We start from the raw sequence: 24932 nt of genomic DNA on the forward strand, positions 1-24932 counted from the left end.
CTCCCCCGTAGCGCCGGCCCGGGGATAAAGAAAGAGACACATGTATACAATCATCTTCACCATCGCAGCCTACCTGATCGGCTCGATTTCCTTTGCCGTCGTGGCGAGCCGCGCCTTCGGCTTGTCCGATCCGCGCACTTACGGTTCGAAGAACCCGGGCGCCACCAACGTGCTGCGCAGCGGCAGCAAGAAGGCTGCGATCGCGACCCTGATCGGCGATTGCGCCAAGGGCTGGCTGGCGGTGTGGCTGGCGATTCATTTCAGCGAACGGTTCGATTTCGGCGACGGCACCGTGGCGCTGGTCGCGATCGCGGTGTTCCTGGGCCACCTGTGGCCGGTGTTCTTCCGCTTTGTCGGCGGCAAGGGCGTGGCCACCGCGCTCGGCGTGCTGCTCGGCCTGAACCCCTGGCTCGGCCTGGCGACCCTGGTGACCTGGCTGGTGGTGGCCTACGCCTTCCGCTACTCCTCGCTGGCGGCGCTGGTGGCGGCGGTGTTCGCCCCGTTCTACTACGGCCTGCTGTTCGGCGCCGACGAAAAACTGTTCGCCGTGATCGTCATGAGCGCACTGCTGCTGTGGCGCCACAGCGGCAACATCGCCAACCTGATCGCCGGCAAGGAATCGCGCATCGGCAGCAAGTCCGCCGCCGCAAAAAAGAAATAGCCCAAAACCGGGGGTAGAGCCCGGTTTTTGGAAATAATTCGGGGTCAGAGCACTTTAGTGGGCTCTGGCCCCGAAACACATCTGGCCTCGAATTGCTCAGATTCCGCTCGGTTTTTTCCAGAAGATTGTGCCCTCAAGTACGCATTTTCGGTATTTAGGTAGGCGCGCTGACGCCTTTCTGACAATGTGTCAAGATAGGCAATCGTACATGCAATAAGTGGAAGGTGGTGAGTCGTGAGTCAGCAGATGAGAATCGATTTTGTATCGGATGTGTCGTGCCCGTGGTGTGTGATCGGCCTCAAATCGCTGGAGAAGGCGCTGGCGAACCTGCAGGACGAAATCGAGGTCGACATGCATTTCCAGCCTTTCGAACTGAACCCGGGCATGGGACCGGACGGCCAGGACATCTTCGAACACATTGCGGAAAAATACGGATCCAGCCAGGAGCAGCAGGACAAGTCGCGCGAGATGATCCGCCAGCGCGGCGCCGACCTCGGTTTTACCTTCGACATGAGCGCGCGCGGCCGCATCTATAACAGCTTCGACGCGCACCGCCTGCTGCACTGGGCCGCAACCCAGCCGAGCGGCCAGAAGGCGCTCAAGGAAAAGCTGTTCGAAGCGTATTTCACGAAGGGCGAGAACCCGGGCTCGCACGAGGTGCTGCTGCGGGTGGCGGGCGAGGTCGGTCTCGACCAGGACGCGGCGCGCCAGGTGCTGGAATCGAATACCTACGCCGACGAGGTGCGCCAGGCCGAATACTACTGGCAGCGTGCCGGTATCCGCTCGGTGCCTGCGATCGTCATCAACCAGCGCCACCTGATCTCGGGTGGACAGCCGCCTGAAGTGTTCGAGCAGGCGTTAAGGAAGATCGCCCGCGAAGAAGCGATGGCTTAAACCAGGTCCAGCACAATCGGCTGATGGTCCGAGACCGCCGTCTCGGACTGCACGTTCACTTCGTTCACGCGCGCCGCCAGGTCTTCGGTGACGAAGAAATAGTCATAGCACGCCGGCTGCTCCGGCCACGGGAAACCGTGCAGCCCGGCGGTCGGCGCGCGCGCCATGTCGCCGTGGCGGACGCGCCAGGCATCCAGCAGGCGCAGCGTATCGGGTTCGACCGGTGCCACCAGTTCCTGGTAATCCTCGGCATCCGGCGCAAAATTGAAGTCGCCGCAAAAGATCGCGCTGCCGGGACGAAAGCCTAGCTGAAAGGGCGGGTCGAGCTCGGGCTCGGACTGGTAGATTTGGGCGCGAGTGCAGGCCTCGCGGTGCAGTTCGCGGATGCGGCGCACCTGGGCGCGGCGCTGCAGCGGGGAATAGTATTCGAGGTGGGTGGTCAGCACGCGCAGCTTGCCGCCGGGCGCTTCCAGCACGGTTTCGATCATCCCGCGCGGCATGCCGGACGGGTGCAGGGGATCGGCCGGCCACGGCAGCATGTGGCGCTGGGCCTGGGTGATGCGGTACTTGGACAGCAGGATATTGCCGAACTGGCGCGGCAGGTTGTTCTTGTAGATCTCGCTCGGTGCCTGCTCGATCATGTGGTAGCCGCCGAAAGCGCCGGCCAGCTGCTTGAACTGGCTGGCGGTTGCACTGCCTTCGAGTTCGGGGTGATTGCCTGCCACTTCCTGCAGGCAGATGACGTCGGGATTCAGTTTGCGTAGAACATCGATCACAGCGTGGATCCGGATGCGCCCGTCCTTTCCACAGCCCCAGTGAATATTCCAGCTTACTACGCGCATGCAGCACCTCCGTAACACTCGACGGCCCGATATTGCCATCCTTTGGCTATCGGCGGTCACACGGTAGGATCGATATCAGGCTGGCAAGTTCAATCCCGGCAAGCTGCGGCCGGGACGGTTTCGAGACGGTGTCAGGCAGCTTCGATCTCGTCCAGCGGCCAGCGCGGACGCACGTTGAAGCCGTAGTCGCGCTGGGCCGCATCCGGATTCAGCTGCAGGCGCAGCGCCCCGGCGAACGCGATCATCGCGCCATTGTCGGTGCAGAATTCCAGCTCCGGGTAATACACCTTGAACTTTTTCTTGGCGGCCGCGGCATCCAGCGAGGCGCGCAGCTGGCGGTTGGCGCCGACGCCGCCGGCGATCACCAGCCGCTTCAGGCCGGTGTGCTTGAGCGCCGACACGCACTTCGCGGTGAGCACGTCGACGATGGCATCGACGAAGCCGCGCGCGATATTCGCCTTGTCCTGCTCGCAGATGTTGGCCATGCCGCCCTCGCGGTTCTTCACCACGGTCAGCACGGCGGTTTTCAAGCCCGAGAAGCTGAAATTGAAATCCTTCGAATGCAGCATCGGGCGCGGCAGTTTATAGGCGTCCGGATCGCCGAATTCAGCCAGGCGCGAGATCGCCGGCCCGCCCGGATACCCGAGGCCGAGCAGCTTGGCGGATTTGTCGAAGGCTTCGCCGGCGGCATCGTCGAGGGTCTCGCCCAGCAGCGTGTAGCGGCCGACGCCGTCGACCCGCATCAGCTGCGTATGGCCACCGGACACCAGCAGCGCGATGAAGGGGAATTCGGGGCGCTCGCTGGCCAGCAGCGGCGACAGCAGGTGGCCTTCCAGGTGGTGCACGCCGAGCACGGGTTTGTCCAGCGCCAGGCCCAGGCTGCAGGCCACCGAGGAACCGACCAGCAGCGCCCCGGCCAGGCCCGGCCCTTGGGTGTAGGCGATCGCATCGATGTCCTGCTTGGCGACGCCGGCCTTGTTAAGGGCCTGTTCCAGCAGCGGCAGGGCGCGCCGGATGTGGTCGCGCGAAGCCAGTTCGGGTACCACGCCGCCGTACTCCTCGTGCATCGCAACCTGCGAATGCAGGGCATGGGACAGCAGGCCGCGCTCGGTGTCGTACAGAGCCAGGCCGGTTTCATCGCAGGAGGATTCGACGCCGAGGACAATCATGGGGAGATAAAGAGAATGGTGGACGTAAAGCGTAATCCGCCATTGTAAAGCAGGCGCGAACGGCCTGCTCGGATGTGTTGCGGTAGGGTGGACGGGTTTCCCGTCCACGCGTTCGAGCGATGCGAGATTTGCCAGGCAATGTCGCTGAGATGCGAACTGCGCCTGAACGCGTGGACAGCGAAGCTGTCCAACCTACCGCAATGCAACGGATAACGATTTATGGCCGCTGCAGCAGTTCCTGGTGCGCGCTGCGCAGCATCGTCTCGGTATCTTCCCAGCCGATGCAGCCGTCGGTCACCGAGCAGCCATACGTCAACTGCGACAGGTCGCTTGGAATCGGCTGGTTGCCGCTGACGATGTTCGATTCGATCATCACGCCGACCAGGGACTTGTTGCCGTGCCTGATCTGCTGGATCACGTCCGACATCACCAGCGGCTGCAGCGCCGGCTTCTTATAGCTGTTGGCGTGCGAGCAGTCGACCACCAGGTTGGTGGGCAGCTTGGCCTTTGTCAGCGCCTGCTCGGCGATCGTCACCGACACCGAATCGTAGTTCGGACGGCCGCCGCCGCCGCGCAGCACCACGTGGCCGTAGGCGTTGCCGCTGGTGCGCACGATCGACACCGTGCCCTGGTCGTTGATGCCCAGGAAGGAGTGCGGGCTCGAGGACGACAGCACGGCGTTGATCGCGATCTCGACGTCGCCGTCGGTGCCGTTCTTGAAGCCGACCGGGGTGGACAGGCCCGACGACATCTCGCGGTGGGTCTGGGATTCGGTGGTGCGCGCGCCGATCGCGGTCCAGGCAATCAGATCACCCAGGAATTGCGGCGAGATCGGATCGAGCGCCTCGGTGGCGGTCGGCAGGCCGAGTTCGCACACATCCAGCAGGAACTTGCGCGCGCGCTCCATGCCGATATCGACGCGGAAGGAGTCGTCCATGAACGGATCGTTGATATAGCCCTTCCAGCCGGTGGTGGTGCGCGGCTTTTCGAAGTACACGCGCATCACCAGCACCATCGTGTCCGCGACTTCGGCCTGCAGCGCCTTCAGGCGGCGCGCATAATCCAGGCCGGCGACCGGATCGTGGATCGAGCAGGGGCCGACGACCACGAACAGGCGCTTGTCCTTGCGGTCGAGGATGTTACGGAGGGTCTCGCGGCCCTTCATCACGGTGGTGAAGGCCTTGTCGGTGAGCGGCAGTTTCTTGTGCAGTTCGACCGGCGACGGCATCGTCGCGAACGAGGTGACATTGGTATTTTCGATATCGGGCGTGATCAGCATGGCATGACATTCTTTCCTGAGGGATTGACCAGTCTAGCCGGAAATCGGCTGGCATGCAGCGGCCTGCGCAAAAATTCCGCAGATAATTTGCCAAGGTGCAACATCGAGCGGACGCGCCAGCCAGTGCGCGCAATGGTATTCTTCTGGCCATGGAAACCAATCACCAAACGACCAACGACCCGCATCCGGAACCGCAGTTGCAACCGCAGTTGCCACCATTCCCGGCGGCCCGCTTCATCAAGGAAATCGGCCGCGGCGTGAAAGGCGCGCGCAGCATGTCGCGCGACGATGCCCGCCTGCTGTATGGCGCCATGCTGGACGGGCGCGTGTCCGATCTGGAACTGGGCGGCATCCTGCTGGCGATGCGCATCAAGGGCGAATCCGTCGACGAAATCGCCGGCTTCATGGATGCCGCCGAAGCTTCGTTCGCGCCCCTTCCTGCGCCGCCGGGCGACTTCGCACCGGTGCTGATCCCCAGCTACAACGGTGCGCGCAAGCTGGCCAACCTGACCCCGCTGCTGGCGTTGCTGCTGGCGCGCGAGGGCGTGCCGGTGCTGGTGCACGGCGTCCAGCAGGATCCGGGCCGCGTCACCACCTTCGAAATCTTCACCGAACTGGGCATCGGCCCGACCGGCTCGACTGCCGACATGCTCGACGCCTTCGCGGCCGGCAAGCCGTGCTTCATGCCGATCGAGCGCCTGGCGCCCCAGCTGGCACACCAGCTGTCGCTGCGCCGCACCCTCGGCGTGCGCAATTCGACACACACCCTGGTCAAGATCCTGCAGCCCTTCGACAGCCCGGCGCTGCGCCTGGTCTCGTACACGCACCCCGAATACCTGGGCATGCTGACCGAGTATTTCGGCACGGCCGCCCCGCACGCCAGGGGCGACGCCTTCCTGATGCGCGGCACCGAAGGCGAAACCGTCGCCAATGCCAACCGCGCCCAGGAAATCAACTGGCTCCACGCCGGCCAGAAAACCCTGCTGGTCGAGCGCGATGCGCCGGCCGACGAACTGGCCCCGGCACCGGAGGGCCGCGATGCCGCCGCCACCGCCGACTGGATCCTGCGCGCCCTGCGCGGAGAACAGCCCGTGCCGCCGCCGATCGCGGCCCAGGTTGCGCAATGCGTGCGCGTGGCAAGGGCACTGCGCACTACCTCGCAATAACGCACTCGGCGGCGCCAGCTTCTGTCGGCGCCGCACCCCTTCCGCCTGCCTCTACCTGTTCCGCTTCGAAGGCGGAAGTCTTCCTTCACCTTGCTCAACTGCTGGATTTGATTGCCTTGCGAAATCGCAAAGCGATGCCGGAAGGAAAGCATAAGGTTTCCTTTGCGAAACGCGCTGCCGGTGCGAACGCCAAGCTCGCCGGCCTCCCCCATGCCGGTTATCCAACGTGAAGGAAGACCAATGAACAAGCAAGCCCGCTTCACCGCACATGGTTTCAAACTGGCCCTGATGGCAACGGCAATCGCCGCAACCGGTAATACGATGGCCGCCAACAACGCGACCGCCACCGCAAACAGCACCGTCGTCGCGCCGATCGCGGTGAGCAAGGCTGTCGACCTGTCGTTTGGCGCCATCGCAGGAGGGGCCAGCGCGGGCACGGTGACGCTCACCCCGGGCGGTACCCGCACTGTCGGCGGCGGTACGGTCGCCGCGGGGGGCACTCCCGCTGCCGCACAGTTCGACGTGACCGGTGCGGGCAATCTGACTTATGCGATCGATATGACCGGCACCGCCAGTACGCTCATCAGCGGGAGCGACAGCATGGCGTTCGCCCCGATCAGCGACACCAGCGCCAGCGCGAAGACCAGTGGCACCGTGACCACCGGCACCCTGTCCAACGGCGCCCAGTCGATCTACGTCGGCGGCATCCTGTCGGTCGGCGCCAACCAGAACGCCGGCACCTACAGCGGCAATATCGTCGTCGCGGTCAACTACAACTGACGTGCGGAGGATGCGGCGCTGTTCCCGTCCCATCCTCATCGCCGGCATCGCATCGCTGCCGGCGTTGCTATTGCCTGCCGGGCGCGAAGCCTGCGCCCAGGAGGCCACGGTGACGACTACACGGGGCCTCGATTTCGGCCGCATCGTTGCCGTCGGCGCCGGCACGGTGGTCGTCGCCCCCGGCATGCCGGGGGCGACGGGAAACGGCGTCATCGTGCTGCATGGCGGCAGCCCCGGCCCGGCAAGCTTCACTGTGAGCGGGAACGCCGGCAAGAAGCAGGCCGTGATTACGTTCGACAGCCCCAGTATCCAGCTCACCAGCGCCGCCAATGGCGTAACCAGCACCATGACGGTCGACACCTTCCGCAGCCTGCCGGCGGCGGATACCTTTGTCGCCCCGGCCGCTGCTGCCGACGTATCGGTCGGCGCCACCCTGCACGTCAAATCCTTCCAGGCAGCCGGCACGTATTCCGGTGCATTTTCCGTGACTGTCAACTTCAACTAACCTGGAAAGCATCCCATGTCTTTTCTCTCGTTCGCATCGGTTCGCCCGGGTGGGTTGCGCCAGCCGCTGCGTAGCATGCTGACTTCGCTGCTTGCCTGGCTGCTGCTGATGCTGGCCTTGCCGGCGCACGCGGACCTGATGCTGTACCCAACCCGCATCGTGTTCGAGAAAAACCAGCGGGCCGCGCAAATCGAATTGATCAATAACGGCAGCAAGCCCGCCACCTACCGGATCGCGCTGGTCAACCGCCGCATGACGGAGACCGGCCAGTTCGAAGTGGCGGACACCGCGGCGCCGGACGAACGCTTTGCAAACGACATGCTGCGCTTTTCGCCGCGCCAGGTCACGCTGCAACCGGGCACCGTGCAGACCGTGCGCGTGATGCTGCGCAAGCCTGACGAGCTGGCCGAAGGTGAATACCGTTCGCACCTGCAGTTCGACAAGCTGCCGGACGTCGAAGGCAGCGCCAGCATCGAACACCAGGGCCGGGCCGAGAAGGGCATCGGTATCGTCCTGAATGCCCTGGTCGGTGCCTCCGTGCCGGTCATCGTGCGCCATGGGGAGACCGGCGCAAAGGTCAGCCTTGGCCACCTCGCGTTGCAGAAGGACGATGCGCAGCACCCGGTGCTCAAGCTGCAGTTCGAGCGCGAAGGCAGCAGCTCGGTGTATGGCGACCTGAGTGTGACCTTCACGCCGCGCGGCGGCCAGCCGCAGGCGGTGGGCGAGGTCGGCGGCATCGCCGTGTACACGCCGAACCGGGTGCGTCACGCTGTACTCCAGCTGCAAGTGCCGGCCGGACTGACGCTGGCGCATGGCACGCTCGACGTGAGCTACCGGGGCCGGCCCGAAGCGGGCGGCACGCTGCTGGCGCAGGCAAACCTGGCGCTGCCGTAACGGCCGCTAGGCGATCGGGAAGTGCGTAGTCATTGCGCGGTGTAATTCATCGTATCGCAGGGCCAACCGCCGGTTGGCCGGCGATGCGTTCTGGCGATCCATGCAGGTATTCCGAAACGGCTTTCTTCTTGCCGGACTGGGCATGCTGTCCGCACTTCAGCCGGGTGTCGCCGCTGCTGCAACACCAACTGCAGCAGCGGCGGCAATGCCGTCGCCGACAGCCGAAGCCAATCTGATCCTGCTCGAAGTACGCCTCGACGGCCAGCTATTGTCCGATGGCGTCAGCGCGTATGAAATCGGTCGCCATGTGTTCCTGCCGCTCGGCGAGCTGGCGCGCATGCTGACCCTGGCGGTGCGGGTGACGGACGAAGGTCGTGCCAGCGGCTACATCCTGCGTGAAGATCGCAACTTCAGCCTCGACGTGCCCGAAGGGGCCGTCCACACCGGCGGCAAGCGCGAGGAACTCGAGCGCTCGCAGGTCAAGGTCGAGGCGGAAGACATCTATGTCGACAGCACGCTGCTGGCACGCTGGCTGCCGGTCGACCTCGATATCGACATGTCCAGCCTGACCCTCAAGGTGCGCCCGCGCGAGCCATTGCCGCTGCAGGAGCGGCTGGCGCGGCGCCGCCGTGGCAAGCTGCCGGGCAACCAGGGCGTGTATGCCGATCCCGGTTATCCGCGCCTGGCTGCGCCCTACCGGGTGGCGGGCCTGCCTTTCATCGACCAGACCCTGGCCGTCACGACGAACGGCAGCGCCGACGTACGGCGCGTGACCGCTACGTCGTATACCACTTACCTGACGGCCGACCTGCTCGGCATGGAAGCGGCGCTGTACGCGAGCCGCAACTCGGCCGATCCCCCGGCCGCCGTGCGCCTGACGCTGGGCCGCAACGATCCCGGCGCCGACCTGCTCGGCCCCCTGCGCGCGCGTACGGCGCTGTTCGGCAGTGTGGCGGTGCCGGGCGTGGCGAACATCTCGGCCAGCAGCGCGACCAGCAACGGCATCGCAGTCAGCAACCGGCCATTGAACCAGCCAAGCAGCTTCGACCGCCACACGCTGCAGGGCGACCTGCCGCCCGGCTGGGACGTCGAGCTGTACTACAACGAGGCGCTGGTCGGCTTCCAGCAGTCGCGCCCCGACGGCAAATACAGTTTTCCGGACCAGCGCCTGGCCTACGGGCCGAACGACTTCCGGCTGGTATTCCACGGACCGTTGGGACAGTTGCGGGTGGAGCGCCAGAGCTTCCTGCTCGAAGAGTCGGCGGTGCGGCGCGGCGAGCTGTTCTACGACGTGGCTGCGCACCGCGACCAGGTCGGACGCCCGCACGCACTGGCCCAGTTCGAATGGGGCCTGGGCGAACACCTGAACGCCAACGGCGGCTGGCAGCGCGTGCCTTTGCCCGGTGGCAGCCAGCAGGGCTATGCCAACCTCGGACTGCGCGGCTACCTGAGCGCCTTCATCCTGAGCGGCGATGCGGTCCGCGCCGACGACGGCGGCAGACTGGTCCAACTGGCCCTCAAGACGCGGGTCGGCAACCTTGCCTTGTCGGCCAGCCGCGCCCGGCTCGAGGGCTTCACCAGCGAGTTGTTCGCCCCGACCCCCGACCCGGTCCGCACCCGGGACGAACTGCGCGCCGAGGGCGCGGTCGGGCCGGGCGCCGGCATGTTCTTCCCGCTGGCGTTCGAGGTGCGGCGCGACATCCTGGCCTCGCACAAGGAAAACGTGCTGGTCCAGGGGCGGCTGTCAGCCTATCGCGACAGCACCGCGCTCACCAACGCGGTGCGCTGGCAGTCACTGGACGGCGTCAAGGTGGCGAACGGGCAACTGCAGGTGAGTCGGCGCGTCGCCGGCATCGGCCTGACCGGCCAGCTCCAATACCTCCTGAAGCCGGTGGCGCAGCCGGGCAGCGCTGCCGTGTCGGCCGACCGCTACCTGGCCGGCGGCTACCTGGTGAACCTGGGCCTGGGCCGGATGTTCGATACCCGCGAAACCCGCCTGAACGGCGCGCTGAACAAGAGCCTGGGCAGCTACGGGTTCGGGGTCAACGCATATTATTCGACCCGGCACGCATACGGAGGCGGCGTACAGTTCTTCATGGCGCTGGGACTGGAGCCGCGCCGGGCGCGCATGATGACCGATGCGCAGCCGATGGCGAACATGGGATCGGCCTCGGTGCGCGTGTTCCTCGACAAGAACCTGAACGGCGCGATGGATGGCACCGATGAGCTTATCAAAGGCGTCGGCTTCACCATCAACGGCGGCAACCAGCTGGCGCGCACCGACGCCGATGGCATTGCCTACCTGGCGCGCCTGCCGGCCCACCAGGACATCGACCTGGCGCTGGACCCGAGCACGCTCGACGACCCGCAATGGCAGCCGCAGACCAGAGGCGTGCGCATCGTGCCGCGGCCAGGCATGGTCAACCAGGTCGACTTTGCGGTGGCCATCACCGGCGAGATCGACGGCACGACGTATTTGGTCGACAAGGGCAAGAGCCGCCCGATCGGCGACCTGCGCCTGGAGCTGGTGAATGCGACGGGCGCGGTCGTGGCCGGCGTGAGCAGTGCGTCCGACGGTTACTACGTGATCACCGGCGTACTCCCCGGTGACTACGGGCTGCGGGTGGCGCCGGACCAGCTCGAGCGCCTGGGGCTGACCGGCACCGGCACCCACCCGGTCACGATCAAGCCCGACGGCACGGTGCTGAATGGCCGCGACTTCCATGTGATGCCTGCGCGAGAAAAATAGGCGCGCCATCCCGGGTTGTACGCGAAGGAGGCTCAGCGTTTACAATCACGGGTTCGGCAAAACGGATGTGCAGGCGGCAGCGATGGCAAAACAATATGATGTGGCAGTGATCGGCGCGGGCGCCGCCGGCATGATGTGCGCCGCCACCGCGGCCAACCGCGGCAAGCGGGTGGTGCTGATCGACCACGCCGCCAAGCTGGCCGAGAAAATCCGCATCTCCGGCGGCGGCCGCTGCAACTTCACCAACATCAATGCCGGCCCGCAGAACTTCCTGTCCGAGAACCCGCACTTCTGCCGCAGCGCGCTGTCGCGCTACACGGCCCAGGATTTCCTGGCGCTGGTGAAGAAGCACCGTATCGCGTACCACGAAAAGCACCGCGGCCAGCTGTTCTGCGACGACTCGGCCGAACAGATCATCCGCATGCTGAAAGCCGAATGCGACGCCGGCAGCGTCAGCTGGCGCATGCCGTGCAAGGTGAGCGGCGTCGACAAGGACGGCGAGCTGTTCCGTATCGCCACCGACGGCGAACCCATCTTCGCCAGCAATGTCGTGGTCGCCACCGGCGGCCTGTCGATCCCGAAGATCGGCGCCACCGACCTCGGCTACCGCATCGCCCGGCAGTTCGACCTCAAGATCGTCGAGACCCGTCCGGGCCTGGTGCCGCTCACCTTCGACGGCCCCAGCTGGCAACCCTTCGTGCCGCTGGCCGGTATCGCCCTTGAAGTCGAGGTCGAAACGGGTTCCCGCAAAGGGAAGGGCAGCAAATATGGCCACTTCCGCGAAGACTTGCTGTTCACCCACCGCGGCCTGTCGGGCCCGGCCATCCTGCAGATTTCCAGCTACTGGCAACCGGGCACGCCGATCGTGCTGAACCTGCTGCCGGAACTGGATGTGGCAGAGGAATTGATCTCGTCCAAGACGACCGTCAAGAAGCAACTGGGCAATATCCTGTCCCAATGGCTGCCGGCGCGCCTGGCCGAAGGGTTATTGATCGCGAACGGTTTTACGCCCGATGCACGCCTGGCGGACATGGCCGATGCAAAATTGCGCAAGCTGGGCGACGCGATCAACCGCTGGGCCATCGTGCCGACCGGCTCGGAGGGATACCGCAAGGCCGAGGTGACGCTGGGCGGCGTCGATACGCGCGAACTGTCGCAGCAGACGATGATGGCCAATAAGGCGCCCGGCCTGTACTTCGTCGGCGAAACGGTCGACGTCACCGGCTGGCTCGGCGGCTACAACTTCCAATGGGCCTGGGCTTCCGGGGTGGCGGCCGGCGGCAGTATCGAATAAGTCCCTGGGGACTTGACGGCGAGACTGATACTTGTAGCAATTCAGTCACGCCGGTCGAAAACCTTTTACAGAACTTGAAAAGCTGTTAGAATTTCGTTCTTCCCTAAATCCAACGGTTTCATTTTTACATGACCACTATCCGCCTTAAAGAAAACGAGCCGTTCGAAGTCGCTATGCGTCGCTTCAAGCGCACTATCGAAAAAACCGGCCTGCTGACCGAACTGCGCGCACGCGAGTTCTACGAGAAGCCGACTGCAGAGCGCAAGCGCAAGCTGGCAGCTGCCGTGAAGCGTCACTACAAGCGCATCCGCAGCCAGCAACTGCCGAAGAAACTGTACTAATTCGGTTCAGCTGCCTTTCCGGCGACGGCCTAGACGCCAGTCGCGGATCACAGGCCTGAATATGACGAAGCCCGCTCCGGTTTGTTGCCGCAGCGGGTTTTGCCTTTTCCCCCTTCAAAAATAATACGGAGAAAGAATCCATGAGCTTGAAAACCCAGATCAGCGACGACATGAAAGCCGCCATGCGTGCCAAGGAAGCCGGCAAGCTGGCGACCATCCGCCTCATCCTTGCCGAAATCAAGCGCAAGGAAGTGGATGAGCGCATCGAGCTGGACGACACCCAGACCGTCGCCATCGTCGAAAAGATGATCAAGCAGCGCAAGGATTCGATCACCCAGTTCGAAGCCGGCGGCCGTGCCGACCTGGCCGATATCGAAAAAGCCGAACTGGCCGTGCTGACCGGCTACATGCCGGCCGGCCTGTCGGATGAAGAAGTCGCCGCCGAAGTCGCCGCCGCCGTGGCCGCGACCGGCGCATCGGGACCGCAGGACATGGGCAAGGTGATGGGCGTGCTGAAGCCGAAGCTGGCTGGCCGCGCCGACATGACCGCCGTATCGGCCCAGGTCAAGAAGGCGCTCGCCGGCGCTTGATGTGCCATCTGTTGCTGGTGCCACACGTTGTCGACGGCGTGGCGCCGGCATCTTCGTTGCTTTGTCGAAAATCAACCGGTAACGAGCCCTGCGGTATAGTCTGACCTTAGACAAATACGGTTTATTCACGTGATCCCGCAATCATTCATTACTGATCTACTCAATCGCGTCGACATCGTCGACGTGGTAGGGCGTTACGTCCAGCTCAAGAAGGGCGGCGCCAACTACATGGGCCTGTGCCCATTCCACAACGAAAAGTCCCCCAGCTTCACCGTCAGCCCGACCAAGCAGTTCTATCACTGCTTCGGCTGCGGCGCCCACGGTACCGCGATCGGCTTCCTGATCGAATATTCGGGCATGGGATTCGTCGATGCCGTCAAGGACCTGTCACAAAGCGTAGGCATGATCGTGCCCGAAGCCGATGACAAGATCCCACCGCAACAGCGCGCTGCCCAGCAGGCGCAATCGATGGCCATGACCGATGCCCTGAACCAGGCCTGCGACTACTATCGCGCCCAGCTGCGCCAGGCCCCGGCCGCGATTGCCTACCTGAAAGGGCGCGGCCTGACCGGCGAGGTGGCCGCACGCTTCGGCCTCGGCTATGCGCCGTCCGGCTGGGACAGCCTGCGCTCGGTGTTCAACGACTACGACGCACTGGCGCTGGTCGAATCCGGCCTGGTGATCGACCGTGTCGACGAAGACGGCGGCAACAAGAAACGCTACGACCGCTTCCGCGAACGCGTGATGTTCCCGATCCGTAATACCAAAGGGCAGGTGATCGGCTTCGGCGGCCGCGTTATGGATGGCGGCGAACCGAAATACCTGAACTCGCCGGAAACCCCGCTGTTCAACAAAGGGCAGGAGCTGTACGGCCTGTTCGAAGCGCGCCAGGCGATCCGCGATGCCGGCTACGTGCTGGTGACCGAAGGGTATATGGACGTGGTCGCGCTGGCCCAGCTCGGCTTCCCGCAAGCGGTCGCGACCCTCGGCACCGCCTGCACCAACACCCACGTGCAAAAGCTGCTGCGCCAGACCGATACCGTGATCTTCAGCTTCGATGGCGACAAGGCCGGCCGCCGCGCCGCCCGTCGTGCACTGGAAGCCTGCCTGCCGCAAGTGTCGGACAACAAGACCATCAAGTTCCTGTTCCTGCCGCAAGAGCACGATCCGGACAGCTATGTACGCGAGTTTGGCGCCGACGCATTTGCCCAGGAGATCAACGAAGCGATGCCGCTGTCGCAATTCCTGCTGCGCGAAGTCACCACCGAGCATGAGCTCGACACGCCCGAGGGCCGCGCCCGCGTCCAGTTCGACGCCAAGCCGCTGCTGCAATCGATGGCTCCTTCGGCGCTGCGCCTGCAGATCGTGCGCGGCCTGGCGAATTTGACGGAGTCAACGCCGGCGGAGATCGAAGCGTTGTTCGAGTTGTCCAAGCCGGTATCGGTGGCGCGCAAGGCACCGCCGCGCCAGGGCCGGCCGGAACCGGTCGGACTGGAGCTGCAGATCATGCGCATCCTGGTGTCGCATCCCGCCATTTCGCTGGAACTGGACGATGCCGCACAACGCGCCTTCGACCACTTTGGCGGCGAAGCAGGGGAACGCCTGCGCCAGCTGGTCGAGATGGCCCAGGCCCTGGGCGCGAACGGCACCTTCGCCGCCCTGTCGCAGCAGTTGAAAGAAACGAGCAACGAGTACGATGGCCTCATTTCCGAGATCGCTTCGTCACCCGAATCGGATATTGACCAAGACCGCGTGTGGATCGTTAGCGCAGTGAGGCAAATCAAGATGGATGTCCTAAAACAGGAGTTGAACCAGTTGTTTTCGTCGGGGTTGACCCCAGATCAGGTGAGTGCCCGCTATCGCGAAATCACAGCACAGCAGGACCTCTTGATGCGCGAAGCCGCCAACGACACCCCAGCCAAATTCGCCTGAAGCACAGGCACCACGGTGGGGGTGTTCTCGACTGGAAAGTCTTGGGGCGCGTGCTATAATAAAACGCTAACTATTGCAAGCTTTGAAACGACTTTTCGTTCGAAACCTGCGTGGAGATTCAGTTAGTGGGGCAACAGATTTGTGCCTGCAGGTAGGATGTAAGGTAACAAAACTTTATCTTTAACCATCGTAAAGTGGTCGTTTGTGACTTCGAAAGCGCCTGTGCCAACCAAGAAACCCGAAACCAACGTGGCTACCAAATCCACCAGGATGTCCGCCAAGGCGGACAATTCGCAAGACAAGGCGGAAGCCCGCGTCGCGGGTGTTGCGCCTGTCAGCCAGACCACCGATGCGGAAGCACTCGCCGCCATCGACACGTCGGGCTATGTGCTGCCGTCCGTCAAAGTACCGGGACGGCGCGGCCGCAAGCCCAAGGAATTTACGCCTGAAAACGACGAAGTCGCCGCACTGAACGCGGTCGAACGCGCCGAACTGAAGGCGGTCGACAAGGCCAAGGCCAAGGATCGCAAAGCCAAGGAAAAAGCCTTGCTCAAGGACGCGTTCTCGTCCGACACCGAAGCCAGCGAAGAAGAACTCGAAATCCGCCGCCAGAAGCTCAAGGCCCTGATCAAGTCGGGCAAGGAGCGCGGTTTCCTCACGTATTCCGAGATCAACGACCACCTGCCGGACAACGTCGTCGATCCGGAAGCGATCGAAGGCATCATCGGCACCTTCAACGACATGGGCATCGCCGTCTACGAGCATGCCCCTGACGCCGAAACCCTGCTGCTGTCCGATAACGTCCCGAATGCGACCAGCGACGACGAAGCCGAGGCCGCCGCCGAAGCGGCGCTCTCGACCGTCGACTCCGATTTCGGCCGCACCACCGACCCGGTGCGCATGTACATGCGCGAAATGGGTTCCGTGGAGCTGCTGACCCGCGAGGGCGAGATCGAAATCGCCAAACGCATCGAAGACGGCCTGCGCGACATGATCCAGGCGATCTCGGCCTGTCCGGTGACGATCGACGAAATCATCGACGCCGCCCGCCGCATCGAGACCGACGAGATCAAGATCGACGAAATCGTCGACGGCCTGGTCGACGACGAGTCGTCCGAAGACACCTCGCCGACCGCGGTCGCCCCGACGTCCACCGAGTCCGACGACGACGAGGATGACGAAGACGACGAGGAAGAAGGGGAAGAAGAAGAAGAGGGCAATGCCGCCTCCGGCGCCGCCGGCTACTCCGCCGAGCAGCTCGAGCAGCTGAAAACCGCCGCCCTCGACAAGTTCAGCTTCATCGGCCAGCAATTCGACAAGATGCGCAAGGCCTATGAAAAGCAGGGCTACAACTCCGACGCCTACGTCAAGGCCCAGGAAGCGATCTCGAACGAACTGCTCGGCATCCGCTTCACGGCGAAAGTCGTCGAAAAGCTGTGCGACACCCTGCGCGGCCAGGTCGACGAAGTGCGCCATATCGAGAAGCAGATCCTGGACGTGGCCGTGAACCGCTGCGGCATGCCGCGCGCCCACTTCATCAAGGTCTTCCCGGGCAACGAGACGAACCTGGAGTGGGTCGACGGCGAAGTCAACGCCGGCCACGCCTACAGCGCCATCCTCGGCCGCAATATCCCGACGATCAAGGAGCTGCAGCAACGCCTGATCGACCTGCAGGCGCGCGTCGTGCTGCCGCTGCCGGACCTGCGCAACATCAACCGCCAGATGGCGGCCGGTGAAATGAAGGCGCGCAAGGCCAAGCGCGAAATGACCGAAGCCAACCTGCGCCTCGTCATCTCGATCGCCAAGAAGTATACGAACCGCGGGCTGCAATTCCTCGACCTGATCCAGGAAGGCAATATCGGCCTGATGAAGGCGGTGGACAAGTTCGAATACCGCCGCGGTTACAAGTTCTCGACCTACGCGACGTGGTGGATCCGCCAGGCCATCACCCGCTCGATTGCGGACCAGGCGCGCACGATCCGTATTCCGGTGCACATGATCGAAACGATCAACAAGATGAACCGGATCTCGCGCCAGATCCTGCAGGAGACCGGCGCCGAGCCCGATCCGGCGACCCTCGCGGTTAAGATGGAAATGCCGGAAGACAAAATCCGGAAGATCATGAAGATCGCGAAAGAGCCGATTTCGATGGAGACGCCGATCGGCGACGACGACGATTCGCATCTGGGCGACTTCATCGAGGACAACAACACGCTGGCACCTTCGGACGCCGCGCTGCACGCCTCGATGCGCGGTGTCGTCAAGGACGTGCTGGACTCGCTGACTCCGCGCGAAGCCAAGGTGCTGCGCATGCGCTTCGGCATCGAAATGTCGACCGACCACACGCTGGAAGAGGTCGGCAAGCAGTTCGACGTCACTCGCGAGCGCATCCGCCAGATCGAAGCCAAGGCCCTGCGCAAGCTGCGTCACCCGTCGCGCTCGGACAAGCTGAAGAGTTTCCTCGAGGGTAACAGCGGCTGAGGCTTGACGGGCCTACGTTAAGGCAATATGCTCTCGCCACTTCGGCTACGCGACATCGTCGCGTTGTCCGCAAGTGGCGAGTTTTCCAGCGTCCCTTGCGAGTAGATACACCAGTTTCGGGCCTCTAGCTCATGCCTGGTTAGAGCAGCGGACTCATAATCCGTTGGTGCCCGGTTCGACTCCGGGGAGGCCTACCAAGATAAAGGCTTACGCAAGCACTTGCGTAAGCCTTTTTGTTTTTATAAGCCGTCGCGCTTAGAAATTTCCAGCCCGAGCATAATCCCGTCGCGCCGATCAGGCGATCGGTAAGGTCGTCAGGATTGTTCACGACGCGGAGAAGTGAACGTGTTTGATTCCACTACAGGCGGCCCGTTAGTATCCGGCCCGGTTGATAGACGACACGCCCGACAATGCTGCACTGGCCACTGCGCACGTTGATCGGCCCGAAGTCCGGATTCATGGAGTGCAAAAACCACTCGTTGTTGCGCTTGATGAGCTGCTTGATCAAGGCCTCGCCATCGAAATTGAGCGCATAGATTTCGCGGCTGATCGGATTCTTGTCGGCGGTATTCACGACGACGACGTCGTCCTCGAACATCATCGGTTCCATACTCTGCCCGCTGACCCGGATCGCCAGCAGGTGATGGGGTACCAGATTCTGCGCCTCGATGACGGCACGCGGCAGATGCAGGACGCCGCCATCTTCCATGTCCGGCTCGGTCTCGAAGCCCGTGACGCCCGCATGCAGTTTCAACTTTACCCGCCGGATCGGTATCGTGTGGGGCTCGTCGCCGATGCGGATGCCTTTGGCATCATCTATGAATGGATTGTCGATCGCCGCCGGCAAAGCAGCGTCCGACGCCTGCGCCACCAGTCGTGGCGCAATGGCCATCGGCGGCGTCCCGGTTTCCAGCCATGTCGCCGAGCAGCCGAGCGCGCTTTGTGCCTTCACCAGTCCCGCCTTCGATATCCCGCGGGCTTCCCAATTGTTGACCGTTTGCTGGGACTGGTTCAACGCGCGAGCGATCTCGGCCTGCGTTTTGAGCCCTGCCAGCGCTTCGGCGGCCTCGTAGAGGCGTTTCATCTGTGTGTGCATAGCGCGATTGTCCATTGAACTAAACAAGGTGTGTTACACATTTTGTTGACACAGATTATAAACATGATGTTTAATTGTGTGTAGGGATTAGCTGCGCATTTGCAGAGAAGCGACGAAAAATTAACGTTGGAACGACCTCTCATGCCTGCTGTTCTAAACAAAATGTGTAATTCATCAAGGAGGTAACGATGAGAGTCGAGGAACACAGGGTGCCAGCCACACAATTGGCATCGGCAATCGAAGCATTGCTGGACACCGGGCCGTGCATCATCGAGGAGATCGCAGACACGCTTCGCTATTCGACCGCGGCAGTGCGTGTGCGCCTGCTTCAGTTGGCGAAAGAAGGGCGGGCGCACCGCCAGCGCATCCAGGCCGGGAATAACCCGGGGTTGTTTTATCGGTGGCATGCGGGTCCGCAGCCGGGGCGGCGCGATCACGACGCATGCACGGACCCGGTGGAACTATCACCGGTCCAGATTACGGTGCATTCCTACCCGGCGATCAATCGCCGCGATCCCATGGTGGCCGCTTTCTTCGGTCAGCATTTCAGCCCCCGGAAAATGGCCGGCCACCCCGTGCCGGCGTAAGCAGGGAACAGTACTAATCGAGGAGGAATCATGGGATTTGTTGACCGTTACGTGCGTGCGCTTGGCGCATCGAACCTGCAGGACGATGCCCAGCATCGCCAGGCCGAGCCACTGCTCGCTTCTGCCTTTGCCGCTGCTGCGGTGTCGGGCGATATCGGACCTTTGCTGCACCGTGTGAAGTATGCGGATGACCTGATGCGCGATCCCGGCAATCTGGCGCAATTGCTGCGTCTCTGGACTGCCGCGGTCGTCAAGCGTGGACGTCACCGCAAATGGGTACCTGAGAATACGGCATGGGATGCCCAGGCAGCGCAGAAGCTGTATCGGACTGTCGCCGAACTGTCGCTGGCGCATTGGCTCGACGGTATCTGCAAAGCCTGCGGCGGCGGCGGTCAGCTGAACCAGCAGGTGTGCCGCGACTGCGAGGGCAGGGGAGATGCCCCGATCCAGCATGCCGGCGGCTTCGTGCGCGAGCGCGTCAAGGATATGGTGAGCGAGTTGCATGGGATTGCATCGAGCCATGCTGCTCGGGCAAGCGCGCGCCTGAACGGCGGCCGCGCAAATAAGAGCGGCATGAAAAATAAATAAAAAACGCGGCGATACGCCGTTCGTTGTCAGTATTATTTATCTACATTCTTTCAGCACTCGTAATGTGCGGATTACCGCCACCGATAGCTGGAACGCGAACGATTGCACATATATGGCAATCGAATCAATCGAGCCCGGGAACTTAATCCCGGGCTTTTTATTTGGAATTTTGAAAACCAGGACCAAATAAAATACTGAGCCGCCCGACGCAATCCGGGCGGTTTTTTTATATCTGCACAGGCATCAATCGTCCACATAGAGGACACGCCACGAAGGATATACATGTTTCCGATATCAGATAAAGTGGCAAAAAAAACTACCGCAATTTGACTGCGAAATAAATCGAAGGAGAATACAATGCCGAAAATCAGTAAAAAACTTTTCGAAAAACTTGGTCAGCAAACCACCAAGGTCGATTGGACTAACGTCCTCAAAATGGAACTCGGTAATCAGCGGCGGCTGCGCGGCTTTTATACCAGCGATCCGACTGCCGATCCGGCAATCGATGGTGTCGAATTCCTGAACGTCGCTTCTGTCGGCGAATTACCGGTGCTCGCCGGTAATGTGGCCGGTTTCGGATCCCTTCAGTCAGCGACCGTGCGCGCTGCCGCCGATCTCGGTACCGGCGCGGCGATCCTGCATTTGGAGGGCAACGATCATTCGATCAGTTTCAGCCTTGGTCTGCCTTCGTCGGGTGCTGAATTCATCTTGCCCTCCAACCCGACCGGCGCACCAGACGAAGGTTTCACGTTCACCCGTAATTCTGGCGTAAACGCACCAGTAATGCTGGATTCCGGAACTGGGCCACTGGCACCCAAAGATGGTTATGTGGTCGCTGGATTTCGGCTCATCGACTACCCAAGCGGCGCTCGCCGCGTTGTCGGGACGGCCTGGTTCTCGAAACGGGTTCCCAACATCGTCATGGAGCACAGCTTTATGGGGGCTGCGTTGGGGGACGTTCGTAAAATGCAGGTTCCCGAAGGTGAAGGGATTATCTGGGGAACCGGCGGTGACACTTATCTGGTTGCCGGCGATACCCTGGTCGGCAATGCCGTACTCAACAGTCAGGCACCGGTCCCATTGCAGGAAAGTGAAGTTCGGATGGTGCCTTACAACCGTTGGGCGGGTTATCCGTTCAATGTCGGCTTTATCGTCGAGAGTGATTGCCTGATCCCCCCGGCACACAAGATCGAATGGCTGGATAAAGACAGCAACGTTGTCGACGTGACCGAAGACTACGCAACGCGTGACGCCAATAACACGCCGGGCAGCGGCCTGCCCGTGAACGATCCGAGTTTCAACGATGGTCACCCAATTACAACTGGGGTTCCCATCTATGAATGGTGGAACTGCCGCATGGTCCACCCCCATGTTTCGCATCTTCCGAAGATGCATCCGCTGGCGCATCACTTCTTGCCGGGTGTATGGGATCAGGCAATGCATGAAAGTCAGGTGCGTGAGCATGCGTCAGATGTTACGTACTGGCCACCGTTGACGGGAACCGGCGATGCGATGGGTCTGGGCGCATGGAAAATTGCGCCCAAATGGAACAAGCCTTACGGGGCCGCGCCAGACGTAACTATCCAAGACCCGTATTTCAAATACCCGTATAAGGACGGCGGCGGAACACAGTTGCTTGGCTACGGATTCACTCCCGGCGGCAGCGGTACTTACACCCAGGCCACGGGCAACGGTGGTGTGCGTAAGGATCGTTGTGGCTGGCCTCATCCCGTTGTGAAGTGGGTCACAAATCCAGACGGTGTTCGTGCACATGGTGCCATTCCGATGCGTACGATGGTGCATCACTGGTTCATGAACCAGTTCAATCAGCCATTGCACCTGTTCACCAACGTCTATACGGGCGAAGGAATCAGCAAATCCATTCTTTTGTCAGGCGACGCAGCATATATCGACGGCTATTATGACGGATCGGATAACAATTACGCGAATAACCTTGTTCGCTTGCTGTCGTCACTCTCCGGGAATGGGACAGGTGACCACTGGCGCGATAAAAACAAAAAACGGTTCAATAATGAGTGGAGCCGGGATATCGAGCACAACAATAATCAGGCTGCACCAGGTGCTTATTTTCTGCTATCTCCACGGTTTGTTCTGGAATCTAAACATACTTTTTCAGCCATGATCCTGGCTGCGCATGACATCACCCGTTCATTTTCTAAAGAAAACTTCATGACACGGGCTCATGCATGGCTTAACTGGGGATTTGCGAACCATTGGCTGATGGCCAACAATGGGCAGGGTGAAATGTCCACCGCAGAAATTGAAGCCGCTTGGGCACGCCATTGGGAAATGGTACATGCCGCTGTGATGCCGGCGTACAGCGATCCTAATAACTATTGGGGTGTTCTGCTGAAAACGCTCGGGATGCCAGCTGAAATCAAGTACAAAAAAGATCCAAAAACTGATCAAAATATTGCCTTCCGACTGGAACCTCAAACCGACTCCAAGACTTTTTATTTCGGCCATGTGTTCCAGCTGATGAAGCAATCTGGATCGTTTGAACGGATGATCAATTATTCGCCGAAGTGCAAAGAAATTATCGAACTTCAGCTGTATTCGCAAACGTTGTATGCCGTCGCAGGCTTCCGTGACACCAATGGTCGAATGGACAAATATTTCTCAGGCTCGCATACGGAGCATTACTATGCCCCGGAGTGGATCTGGCCGCTCGATACACCTCTTCCATACCCGAAGAACTGGGGTGAATGGTTTGTACCGAATGGGCAAGAAGACTGGATTCGTCAATACAACGGGGATTTTGGCGATTACAACAACTCTATCGACGGACAGAATACCGGCCACATGCGAGCTCAATGGCTGTCGATTATGAAGAACTTTTTCCCAGAATACGATTTTTCTGATCGTGATCTGGCATTGAATATTGCTTTGGCTTTCTACAAGGAAGTCGATGACCGATTCAAAATTGATGAAACGCAGTTCAATAACTACTTCTCCATGTTCGGGATTATGAAGGCGCCTGAACGTATCGGTCGTCCCGCATAAGAAAGGATATATTCATGGCAACAATCATCTACACCATCGGCTCTAATCCAGGCCGAAACTTCCCTGGCACTTCGACCGGCGTAGCCGCCGCCATTGCCGCCATTCCCAATGAGGACGACGGTAACCACTACGTGCTGGCTTTCGGTAAAGAGACCGAAATCATTTACGAGGGCACTCTCCGCTTCAACAACAAAGTACGCCACGCTGGCCGCACCATTACCGTGACCGCCGCGGCTGGGGAGTCCTACCTGGACCATCCGAATGTGGAGCAAAATCGCTATGCGTACTCGGCCGCCAATGGCGCAGCGATCGCGTTCAGTGGTAGCTACGGGATCGCGGTCGAAACGGACGCATGGGTTTTCCTGCGCGATCTGCAAATCTACCATATCGGTTTTGCGCCTGATGTCGGCATCCGTACCCATACGAATTCGGTGGTGGAAAACGTCATCATGAAACTGGCCTATGGCGGCAACTACACGCATGGTATCGACCAAGGCGGCGGTATCGTGCGCAATACCTTGGTGCAGCTCGAGAACAGCAATGTCGATGGTTTTCACTACGGTGAAAATAACGACACGGTGACCGAAAACTGCCAAGTGGTATGGGAGCCGGCTGTGGCCGGTTCACGTCCTGCCTTCGTCTCGGATTTATCGCGTACGACGCTGCGCAATTGCGCGGGTTTCGGTGGGTCTGCGTTTGTAAACAACGCAGCCCTGTTCAACGGCTCGAACAACGCGTCCGATGCGGCAATCGGGTTTGGATCAGGCAATAAGGACCTGGTGCAGGCTGCCGATCAGTTCATCGATTACGTCAGCACGACAACGGCCGATTACCGGACGAAGGATACATCGGTACTGGTCGATGCCGGCACCAAGCCCAGCAGCGATAACATCCGGTCGCCATCCGGGTCGCGTCAGCAAGGCACCGCCATCGATATCGGTGCTTGGGAGCAGCCTTCGCCGATCCAAAGTCCGACGGCAAATATCACATCGATCGTAGTGTCGGGCCAGAATGTCACGATCAGCGGCACGACAACCGCCGCTCCGACGAACGGCGTTTGCTCCATTCAGCCGGCATCGATCGCATATAACAACGCCGTTGCGCAGGGATCGATCGACCTTGTGCTCACTGAAGGACAATTCCAGGTGCAGTTCTCCGGTGTTAAAGTGGGGCGCTACTCGGCCTCGGTTTCCGTCAAAAACGCCTACTATGAAACAGCGGCCACCAACAGCATCGGCGATTTCAGCGTCGATGGCGCGCTCGCGACCAGCGTCGTCCAGGAGCCTGTCGATGGCCAGGTGTTGACGGTGCATGGCACCACCAGCGGAAATCCGACGTCCGGTATCCTGATCGTTCCGGCGGCTACGGCTAATCCAGGCGGCGCCGTCGACCAGCAAGTCCCGGTGACATTGGGCGCAGGGACCTTCACCGTGTCCGTGGCTCTGCCTGCCGGTAATTATGACGCGGGCATCCTGACCTTTACCACTGCGGCCGGCACCAGCCTGCCGCAGGCCGGCACACGCTCCGTCGTCATCCTCGGCATCAACGGCAACCCGACTGTCCCCGGCGACGAACCGGGTGCGGGCAAGACCGCATCGATCAACCTGGTATCGACGAACGGGATTGCCATCGACGCCGGTCCGGCCCTGAAGTTTGCATGGTTCGACCAGGCCACGCCGGACCTGTTCGACGCGCCCACCGACACCGGCACCGTCGTCGTCGGTGCCGGCGGCACGCTCAAGGTGGCGCTGGCGAATTCGCTCAAGGTATCCGGCCAGGTGGGCTGGCTTGTCGTCAGCAACAGCGACGGCGATCCCGCAGCGGTGCACAAGGCGTTTTCCGGACCGGTGAAGGTAGACTGATGAACATCTTCGACGATCAGCGTGCAAACGGGAGCGGTGTCTTTTCGCCGCAGCTGTATGCCCTCCCGGCGTCGGTGAGGGTATTCGCCGACCAGCGCGCCGGCAGCAATGCCGTATTCGGCGAACAAGTGCTCGCGCAAATCGATGTAGATGAACGCAGACAGGCGTGAGCATCAAGCAAGCAACCCGCTTCGGCGG

21 protein-coding genes and 1 tRNA gene are annotated in these 24932 nt (G+C 61.6%); 18 read left to right on the forward strand and 4 right to left on the reverse strand.

Annotated features, from left to right (window positions below; all coding sequences use genetic code 11):
* Nucleotides 1–40: 40 nt before the first annotated feature.
* Nucleotides 41–661 (forward strand): glycerol-3-phosphate 1-O-acyltransferase PlsY, encoded by a 621-nt coding sequence (gene plsY, locus U1H99_RS02450; RefSeq protein WP_323140185.1) that lies wholly within the window; start codon nucleotides 41–43, stop codon nucleotides 659–661.
* A 246-nt stretch (nucleotides 662–907) separates the two neighbouring features.
* Complete coding sequence (locus U1H99_RS02455; RefSeq protein ID WP_323140186.1) at nucleotides 908–1555, forward strand: DsbA family oxidoreductase; 648 nt, start codon at nucleotides 908–910, stop codon at nucleotides 1553–1555.
* Here the strand turns inward: U1H99_RS02455 and U1H99_RS02460 are convergent.
* The 3 genes from U1H99_RS02460 to U1H99_RS02470 form a co-directional block, all read right to left on the reverse strand.
* The gene (locus U1H99_RS02460) at nucleotides 1552–2397 is read right to left on the reverse strand and encodes an endonuclease/exonuclease/phosphatase family protein (RefSeq protein ID WP_323140187.1); all 846 of its coding nucleotides are present in this window, start codon (nucleotides 2395–2397) and stop codon (nucleotides 1552–1554) included. The two genes, U1H99_RS02455 and U1H99_RS02460, sit on opposite strands and share 4 nt — an antisense overlap.
* A 131-nt stretch (nucleotides 2398–2528) precedes the next feature.
* Nucleotides 2529–3566, reverse strand: coding sequence for a tRNA (adenosine(37)-N6)-threonylcarbamoyltransferase complex transferase subunit TsaD (gene tsaD / locus U1H99_RS02465; RefSeq protein ID WP_141831961.1), 1038 nt, complete (start codon nucleotides 3564–3566; stop codon nucleotides 2529–2531).
* A gap of 217 nt (nucleotides 3567–3783) precedes the next feature.
* Nucleotides 3784–4842 (reverse strand): 3-deoxy-7-phosphoheptulonate synthase, encoded by a 1059-nt coding sequence (locus U1H99_RS02470; protein ID WP_323141196.1) that lies wholly within the window; start codon nucleotides 4840–4842, stop codon nucleotides 3784–3786.
* Nucleotides 4843–4994: 152 nt separating this feature from the next.
* Here U1H99_RS02470 and ybiB point away from each other — a divergent pair, with 152 nt between their 5' ends.
* The 11 genes from ybiB to U1H99_RS02525 all read left to right on the forward strand — a co-directional run bounded on the left by ybiB (nucleotide 4995) and on the right by U1H99_RS02525 (nucleotide 17774).
* Nucleotides 4995–6011, forward strand: coding sequence for a DNA-binding protein YbiB (gene ybiB, locus U1H99_RS02475; RefSeq protein ID WP_323140188.1), 1017 nt, complete (start codon nucleotides 4995–4997; stop codon nucleotides 6009–6011).
* Between the two features lie 240 nt (nucleotides 6012–6251).
* On the forward strand, nucleotides 6252–6791 hold the full coding sequence (locus tag U1H99_RS02480; RefSeq protein WP_323140189.1) for a DUF4402 domain-containing protein: 540 nt from the start codon (nucleotides 6252–6254) through the stop codon (nucleotides 6789–6791).
* 10 nt (nucleotides 6792–6801) lie between these two features.
* Nucleotides 6802–7296 carry a DUF4402 domain-containing protein gene (locus U1H99_RS02485; RefSeq protein ID WP_323140190.1) on the forward strand — a complete coding sequence of 165 codons (495 nt, stop codon included), beginning with the start codon at nucleotides 6802–6804 and terminating at the stop codon, nucleotides 7294–7296.
* A 15-nt stretch (nucleotides 7297–7311) separates the two neighbouring features.
* A complete protein-coding gene (locus tag U1H99_RS02490; RefSeq protein WP_323140191.1) occupies nucleotides 7312–8190 on the forward strand; it encodes a fimbria/pilus periplasmic chaperone in 879 nt (292 codons plus the stop codon).
* Nucleotides 8191–8332: 142 nt separating this feature from the next.
* A complete protein-coding gene (locus U1H99_RS02495; RefSeq protein WP_323140192.1) occupies nucleotides 8333–10939 on the forward strand; it encodes an MSCRAMM family protein in 2607 nt (868 codons plus the stop codon).
* 82 nt (nucleotides 10940–11021) lie between these two features.
* Nucleotides 11022–12233, forward strand: coding sequence for a BaiN/RdsA family NAD(P)/FAD-dependent oxidoreductase (locus tag U1H99_RS02500; RefSeq protein ID WP_323140193.1), 1212 nt, complete (start codon nucleotides 11022–11024; stop codon nucleotides 12231–12233).
* 128 nt (nucleotides 12234–12361) lie between these two features.
* Nucleotides 12362–12574 (forward strand): 30S ribosomal protein S21, encoded by a 213-nt coding sequence (rpsU, locus tag U1H99_RS02505; protein ID WP_005665410.1) that lies wholly within the window; start codon nucleotides 12362–12364, stop codon nucleotides 12572–12574.
* Nucleotides 12575–12714: 140 nt separating this feature from the next.
* Nucleotides 12715–13164 carry a GatB/YqeY domain-containing protein gene (locus U1H99_RS02510; RefSeq protein ID WP_323140194.1) on the forward strand — a complete coding sequence of 150 codons (450 nt, stop codon included), beginning with the start codon at nucleotides 12715–12717 and terminating at the stop codon, nucleotides 13162–13164.
* 129 nt (nucleotides 13165–13293) lie between these two features.
* The gene (gene dnaG / locus U1H99_RS02515; protein ID WP_323140195.1) at nucleotides 13294–15096 is read left to right on the forward strand and encodes a DNA primase; all 1803 of its coding nucleotides are present in this window, start codon (nucleotides 13294–13296) and stop codon (nucleotides 15094–15096) included.
* Nucleotides 15097–15366: 270 nt separating this feature from the next.
* Nucleotides 15367–17577, forward strand: a complete 2211-nt coding sequence (gene rpoD, locus U1H99_RS02520; protein WP_323141197.1) for an RNA polymerase sigma factor RpoD — start codon at nucleotides 15367–15369, stop codon at nucleotides 17575–17577.
* Between the two features lie 118 nt (nucleotides 17578–17695).
* Nucleotides 17696–17774 (forward strand) — tRNA-Ile (locus U1H99_RS02525).
* 161 nt (nucleotides 17775–17935) lie between these two features.
* On the opposite strand, the gene U1H99_RS02530 is transcribed toward U1H99_RS02525, so the two are convergent.
* Nucleotides 17936–18661 (reverse strand): LexA family transcriptional regulator, encoded by a 726-nt coding sequence (locus U1H99_RS02530; RefSeq protein ID WP_323140196.1) that lies wholly within the window; start codon nucleotides 18659–18661, stop codon nucleotides 17936–17938.
* 200 nt (nucleotides 18662–18861) lie between these two features.
* Here U1H99_RS02530 and U1H99_RS02535 point away from each other — a divergent pair, with 200 nt between their 5' ends.
* From U1H99_RS02535 to U1H99_RS02555, 5 genes are all read left to right on the forward strand, one after another.
* Nucleotides 18862–19260 carry a hypothetical protein gene (locus U1H99_RS02535; protein ID WP_323140197.1) on the forward strand — a complete coding sequence of 133 codons (399 nt, stop codon included), beginning with the start codon at nucleotides 18862–18864 and terminating at the stop codon, nucleotides 19258–19260.
* Between the two features lie 30 nt (nucleotides 19261–19290).
* Complete coding sequence (locus U1H99_RS02540; RefSeq protein ID WP_323140198.1) at nucleotides 19291–19848, forward strand: hypothetical protein; 558 nt, start codon at nucleotides 19291–19293, stop codon at nucleotides 19846–19848.
* A 357-nt stretch (nucleotides 19849–20205) separates the two neighbouring features.
* Nucleotides 20206–22872 (forward strand): hypothetical protein, encoded by a 2667-nt coding sequence (locus U1H99_RS02545; RefSeq protein ID WP_323140199.1) that lies wholly within the window; start codon nucleotides 20206–20208, stop codon nucleotides 22870–22872.
* A 14-nt stretch (nucleotides 22873–22886) separates the two neighbouring features.
* Complete coding sequence (locus U1H99_RS02550; RefSeq protein ID WP_323140200.1) at nucleotides 22887–24734, forward strand: hypothetical protein; 1848 nt, start codon at nucleotides 22887–22889, stop codon at nucleotides 24732–24734.
* A complete protein-coding gene (locus U1H99_RS02555; protein ID WP_323140201.1) occupies nucleotides 24734–24904 on the forward strand; it encodes a hypothetical protein in 171 nt (56 codons plus the stop codon). Before U1H99_RS02550 ends, U1H99_RS02555 begins: the two co-directional genes overlap by 1 nt.
* The last annotated feature ends 28 nt before the right edge of the window (nucleotides 24905–24932 follow it).

The sequence above is a fragment of the Massilia phyllosphaerae genome (assembly GCF_034659755.1).
In the GTDB taxonomy this organism is placed as follows: Bacteria; Pseudomonadota; Gammaproteobacteria; order Burkholderiales; family Burkholderiaceae_D; genus Telluria; species Telluria phyllosphaerae.

What these genes read in the sequence shown, in the direction of transcription:
- U1H99_RS02480 (WP_323140189.1), top strand. Translation starts at nt 6,252, where the DNA reads ATGAACAAGCAAGCCCGCTTCACCGCACATGGTTTCAAACTGGCCCTG.
- U1H99_RS02500 (WP_323140193.1), top strand. Translation starts at nt 11,022, where the DNA reads ATGGCAAAACAATATGATGTGGCAGTGATCGGCGCGGGCGCCGCCGGC.
- ybiB (WP_323140188.1), top strand. Translation starts at nt 4,995, where the DNA reads ATGGAAACCAATCACCAAACGACCAACGACCCGCATCCGGAACCGCAG.
- U1H99_RS02490 (WP_323140191.1), top strand. Translation starts at nt 7,312, where the DNA reads ATGTCTTTTCTCTCGTTCGCATCGGTTCGCCCGGGTGGGTTGCGCCAG.
- U1H99_RS02455 (WP_323140186.1), top strand. Translation starts at nt 908, where the DNA reads ATGAGAATCGATTTTGTATCGGATGTGTCGTGCCCGTGGTGTGTGATC.
- U1H99_RS02535 (WP_323140197.1), top strand. Translation starts at nt 18,862, where the DNA reads ATGAGAGTCGAGGAACACAGGGTGCCAGCCACACAATTGGCATCGGCA.
- U1H99_RS02545 (WP_323140199.1), top strand. Translation starts at nt 20,206, where the DNA reads ATGCCGAAAATCAGTAAAAAACTTTTCGAAAAACTTGGTCAGCAAACC.
- rpoD (WP_323141197.1), top strand. Translation starts at nt 15,367, where the DNA reads ATGTCCGCCAAGGCGGACAATTCGCAAGACAAGGCGGAAGCCCGCGTC.
- tsaD (WP_141831961.1), bottom strand. Translation starts at nt 3,566, where the DNA reads ATGATTGTCCTCGGCGTCGAATCCTCCTGCGATGAAACCGGCCTGGCT.
- U1H99_RS02550 (WP_323140200.1), top strand. Translation starts at nt 22,887, where the DNA reads ATGGCAACAATCATCTACACCATCGGCTCTAATCCAGGCCGAAACTTC.
- U1H99_RS02495 (WP_323140192.1), top strand. Translation starts at nt 8,333, where the DNA reads ATGCTGTCCGCACTTCAGCCGGGTGTCGCCGCTGCTGCAACACCAACT.
- U1H99_RS02555 (WP_323140201.1), top strand. Translation starts at nt 24,734, where the DNA reads ATGAACATCTTCGACGATCAGCGTGCAAACGGGAGCGGTGTCTTTTCG.
- U1H99_RS02510 (WP_323140194.1), top strand. Translation starts at nt 12,715, where the DNA reads ATGAGCTTGAAAACCCAGATCAGCGACGACATGAAAGCCGCCATGCGT.
- plsY (WP_323140185.1), top strand. Translation starts at nt 41, where the DNA reads ATGTATACAATCATCTTCACCATCGCAGCCTACCTGATCGGCTCGATT.
- U1H99_RS02540 (WP_323140198.1), top strand. Translation starts at nt 19,291, where the DNA reads ATGGGATTTGTTGACCGTTACGTGCGTGCGCTTGGCGCATCGAACCTG.
- U1H99_RS02460 (WP_323140187.1), bottom strand. Translation starts at nt 2,397, where the DNA reads ATGCGCGTAGTAAGCTGGAATATTCACTGGGGCTGTGGAAAGGACGGG.
- U1H99_RS02485 (WP_323140190.1), top strand. Translation starts at nt 6,802, where the DNA reads ATGCGGCGCTGTTCCCGTCCCATCCTCATCGCCGGCATCGCATCGCTG.
- rpsU (WP_005665410.1), top strand. Translation starts at nt 12,362, where the DNA reads ATGACCACTATCCGCCTTAAAGAAAACGAGCCGTTCGAAGTCGCTATG.
- U1H99_RS02530 (WP_323140196.1), bottom strand. Translation starts at nt 18,661, where the DNA reads ATGAAACGCCTCTACGAGGCCGCCGAAGCGCTGGCAGGGCTCAAAACG.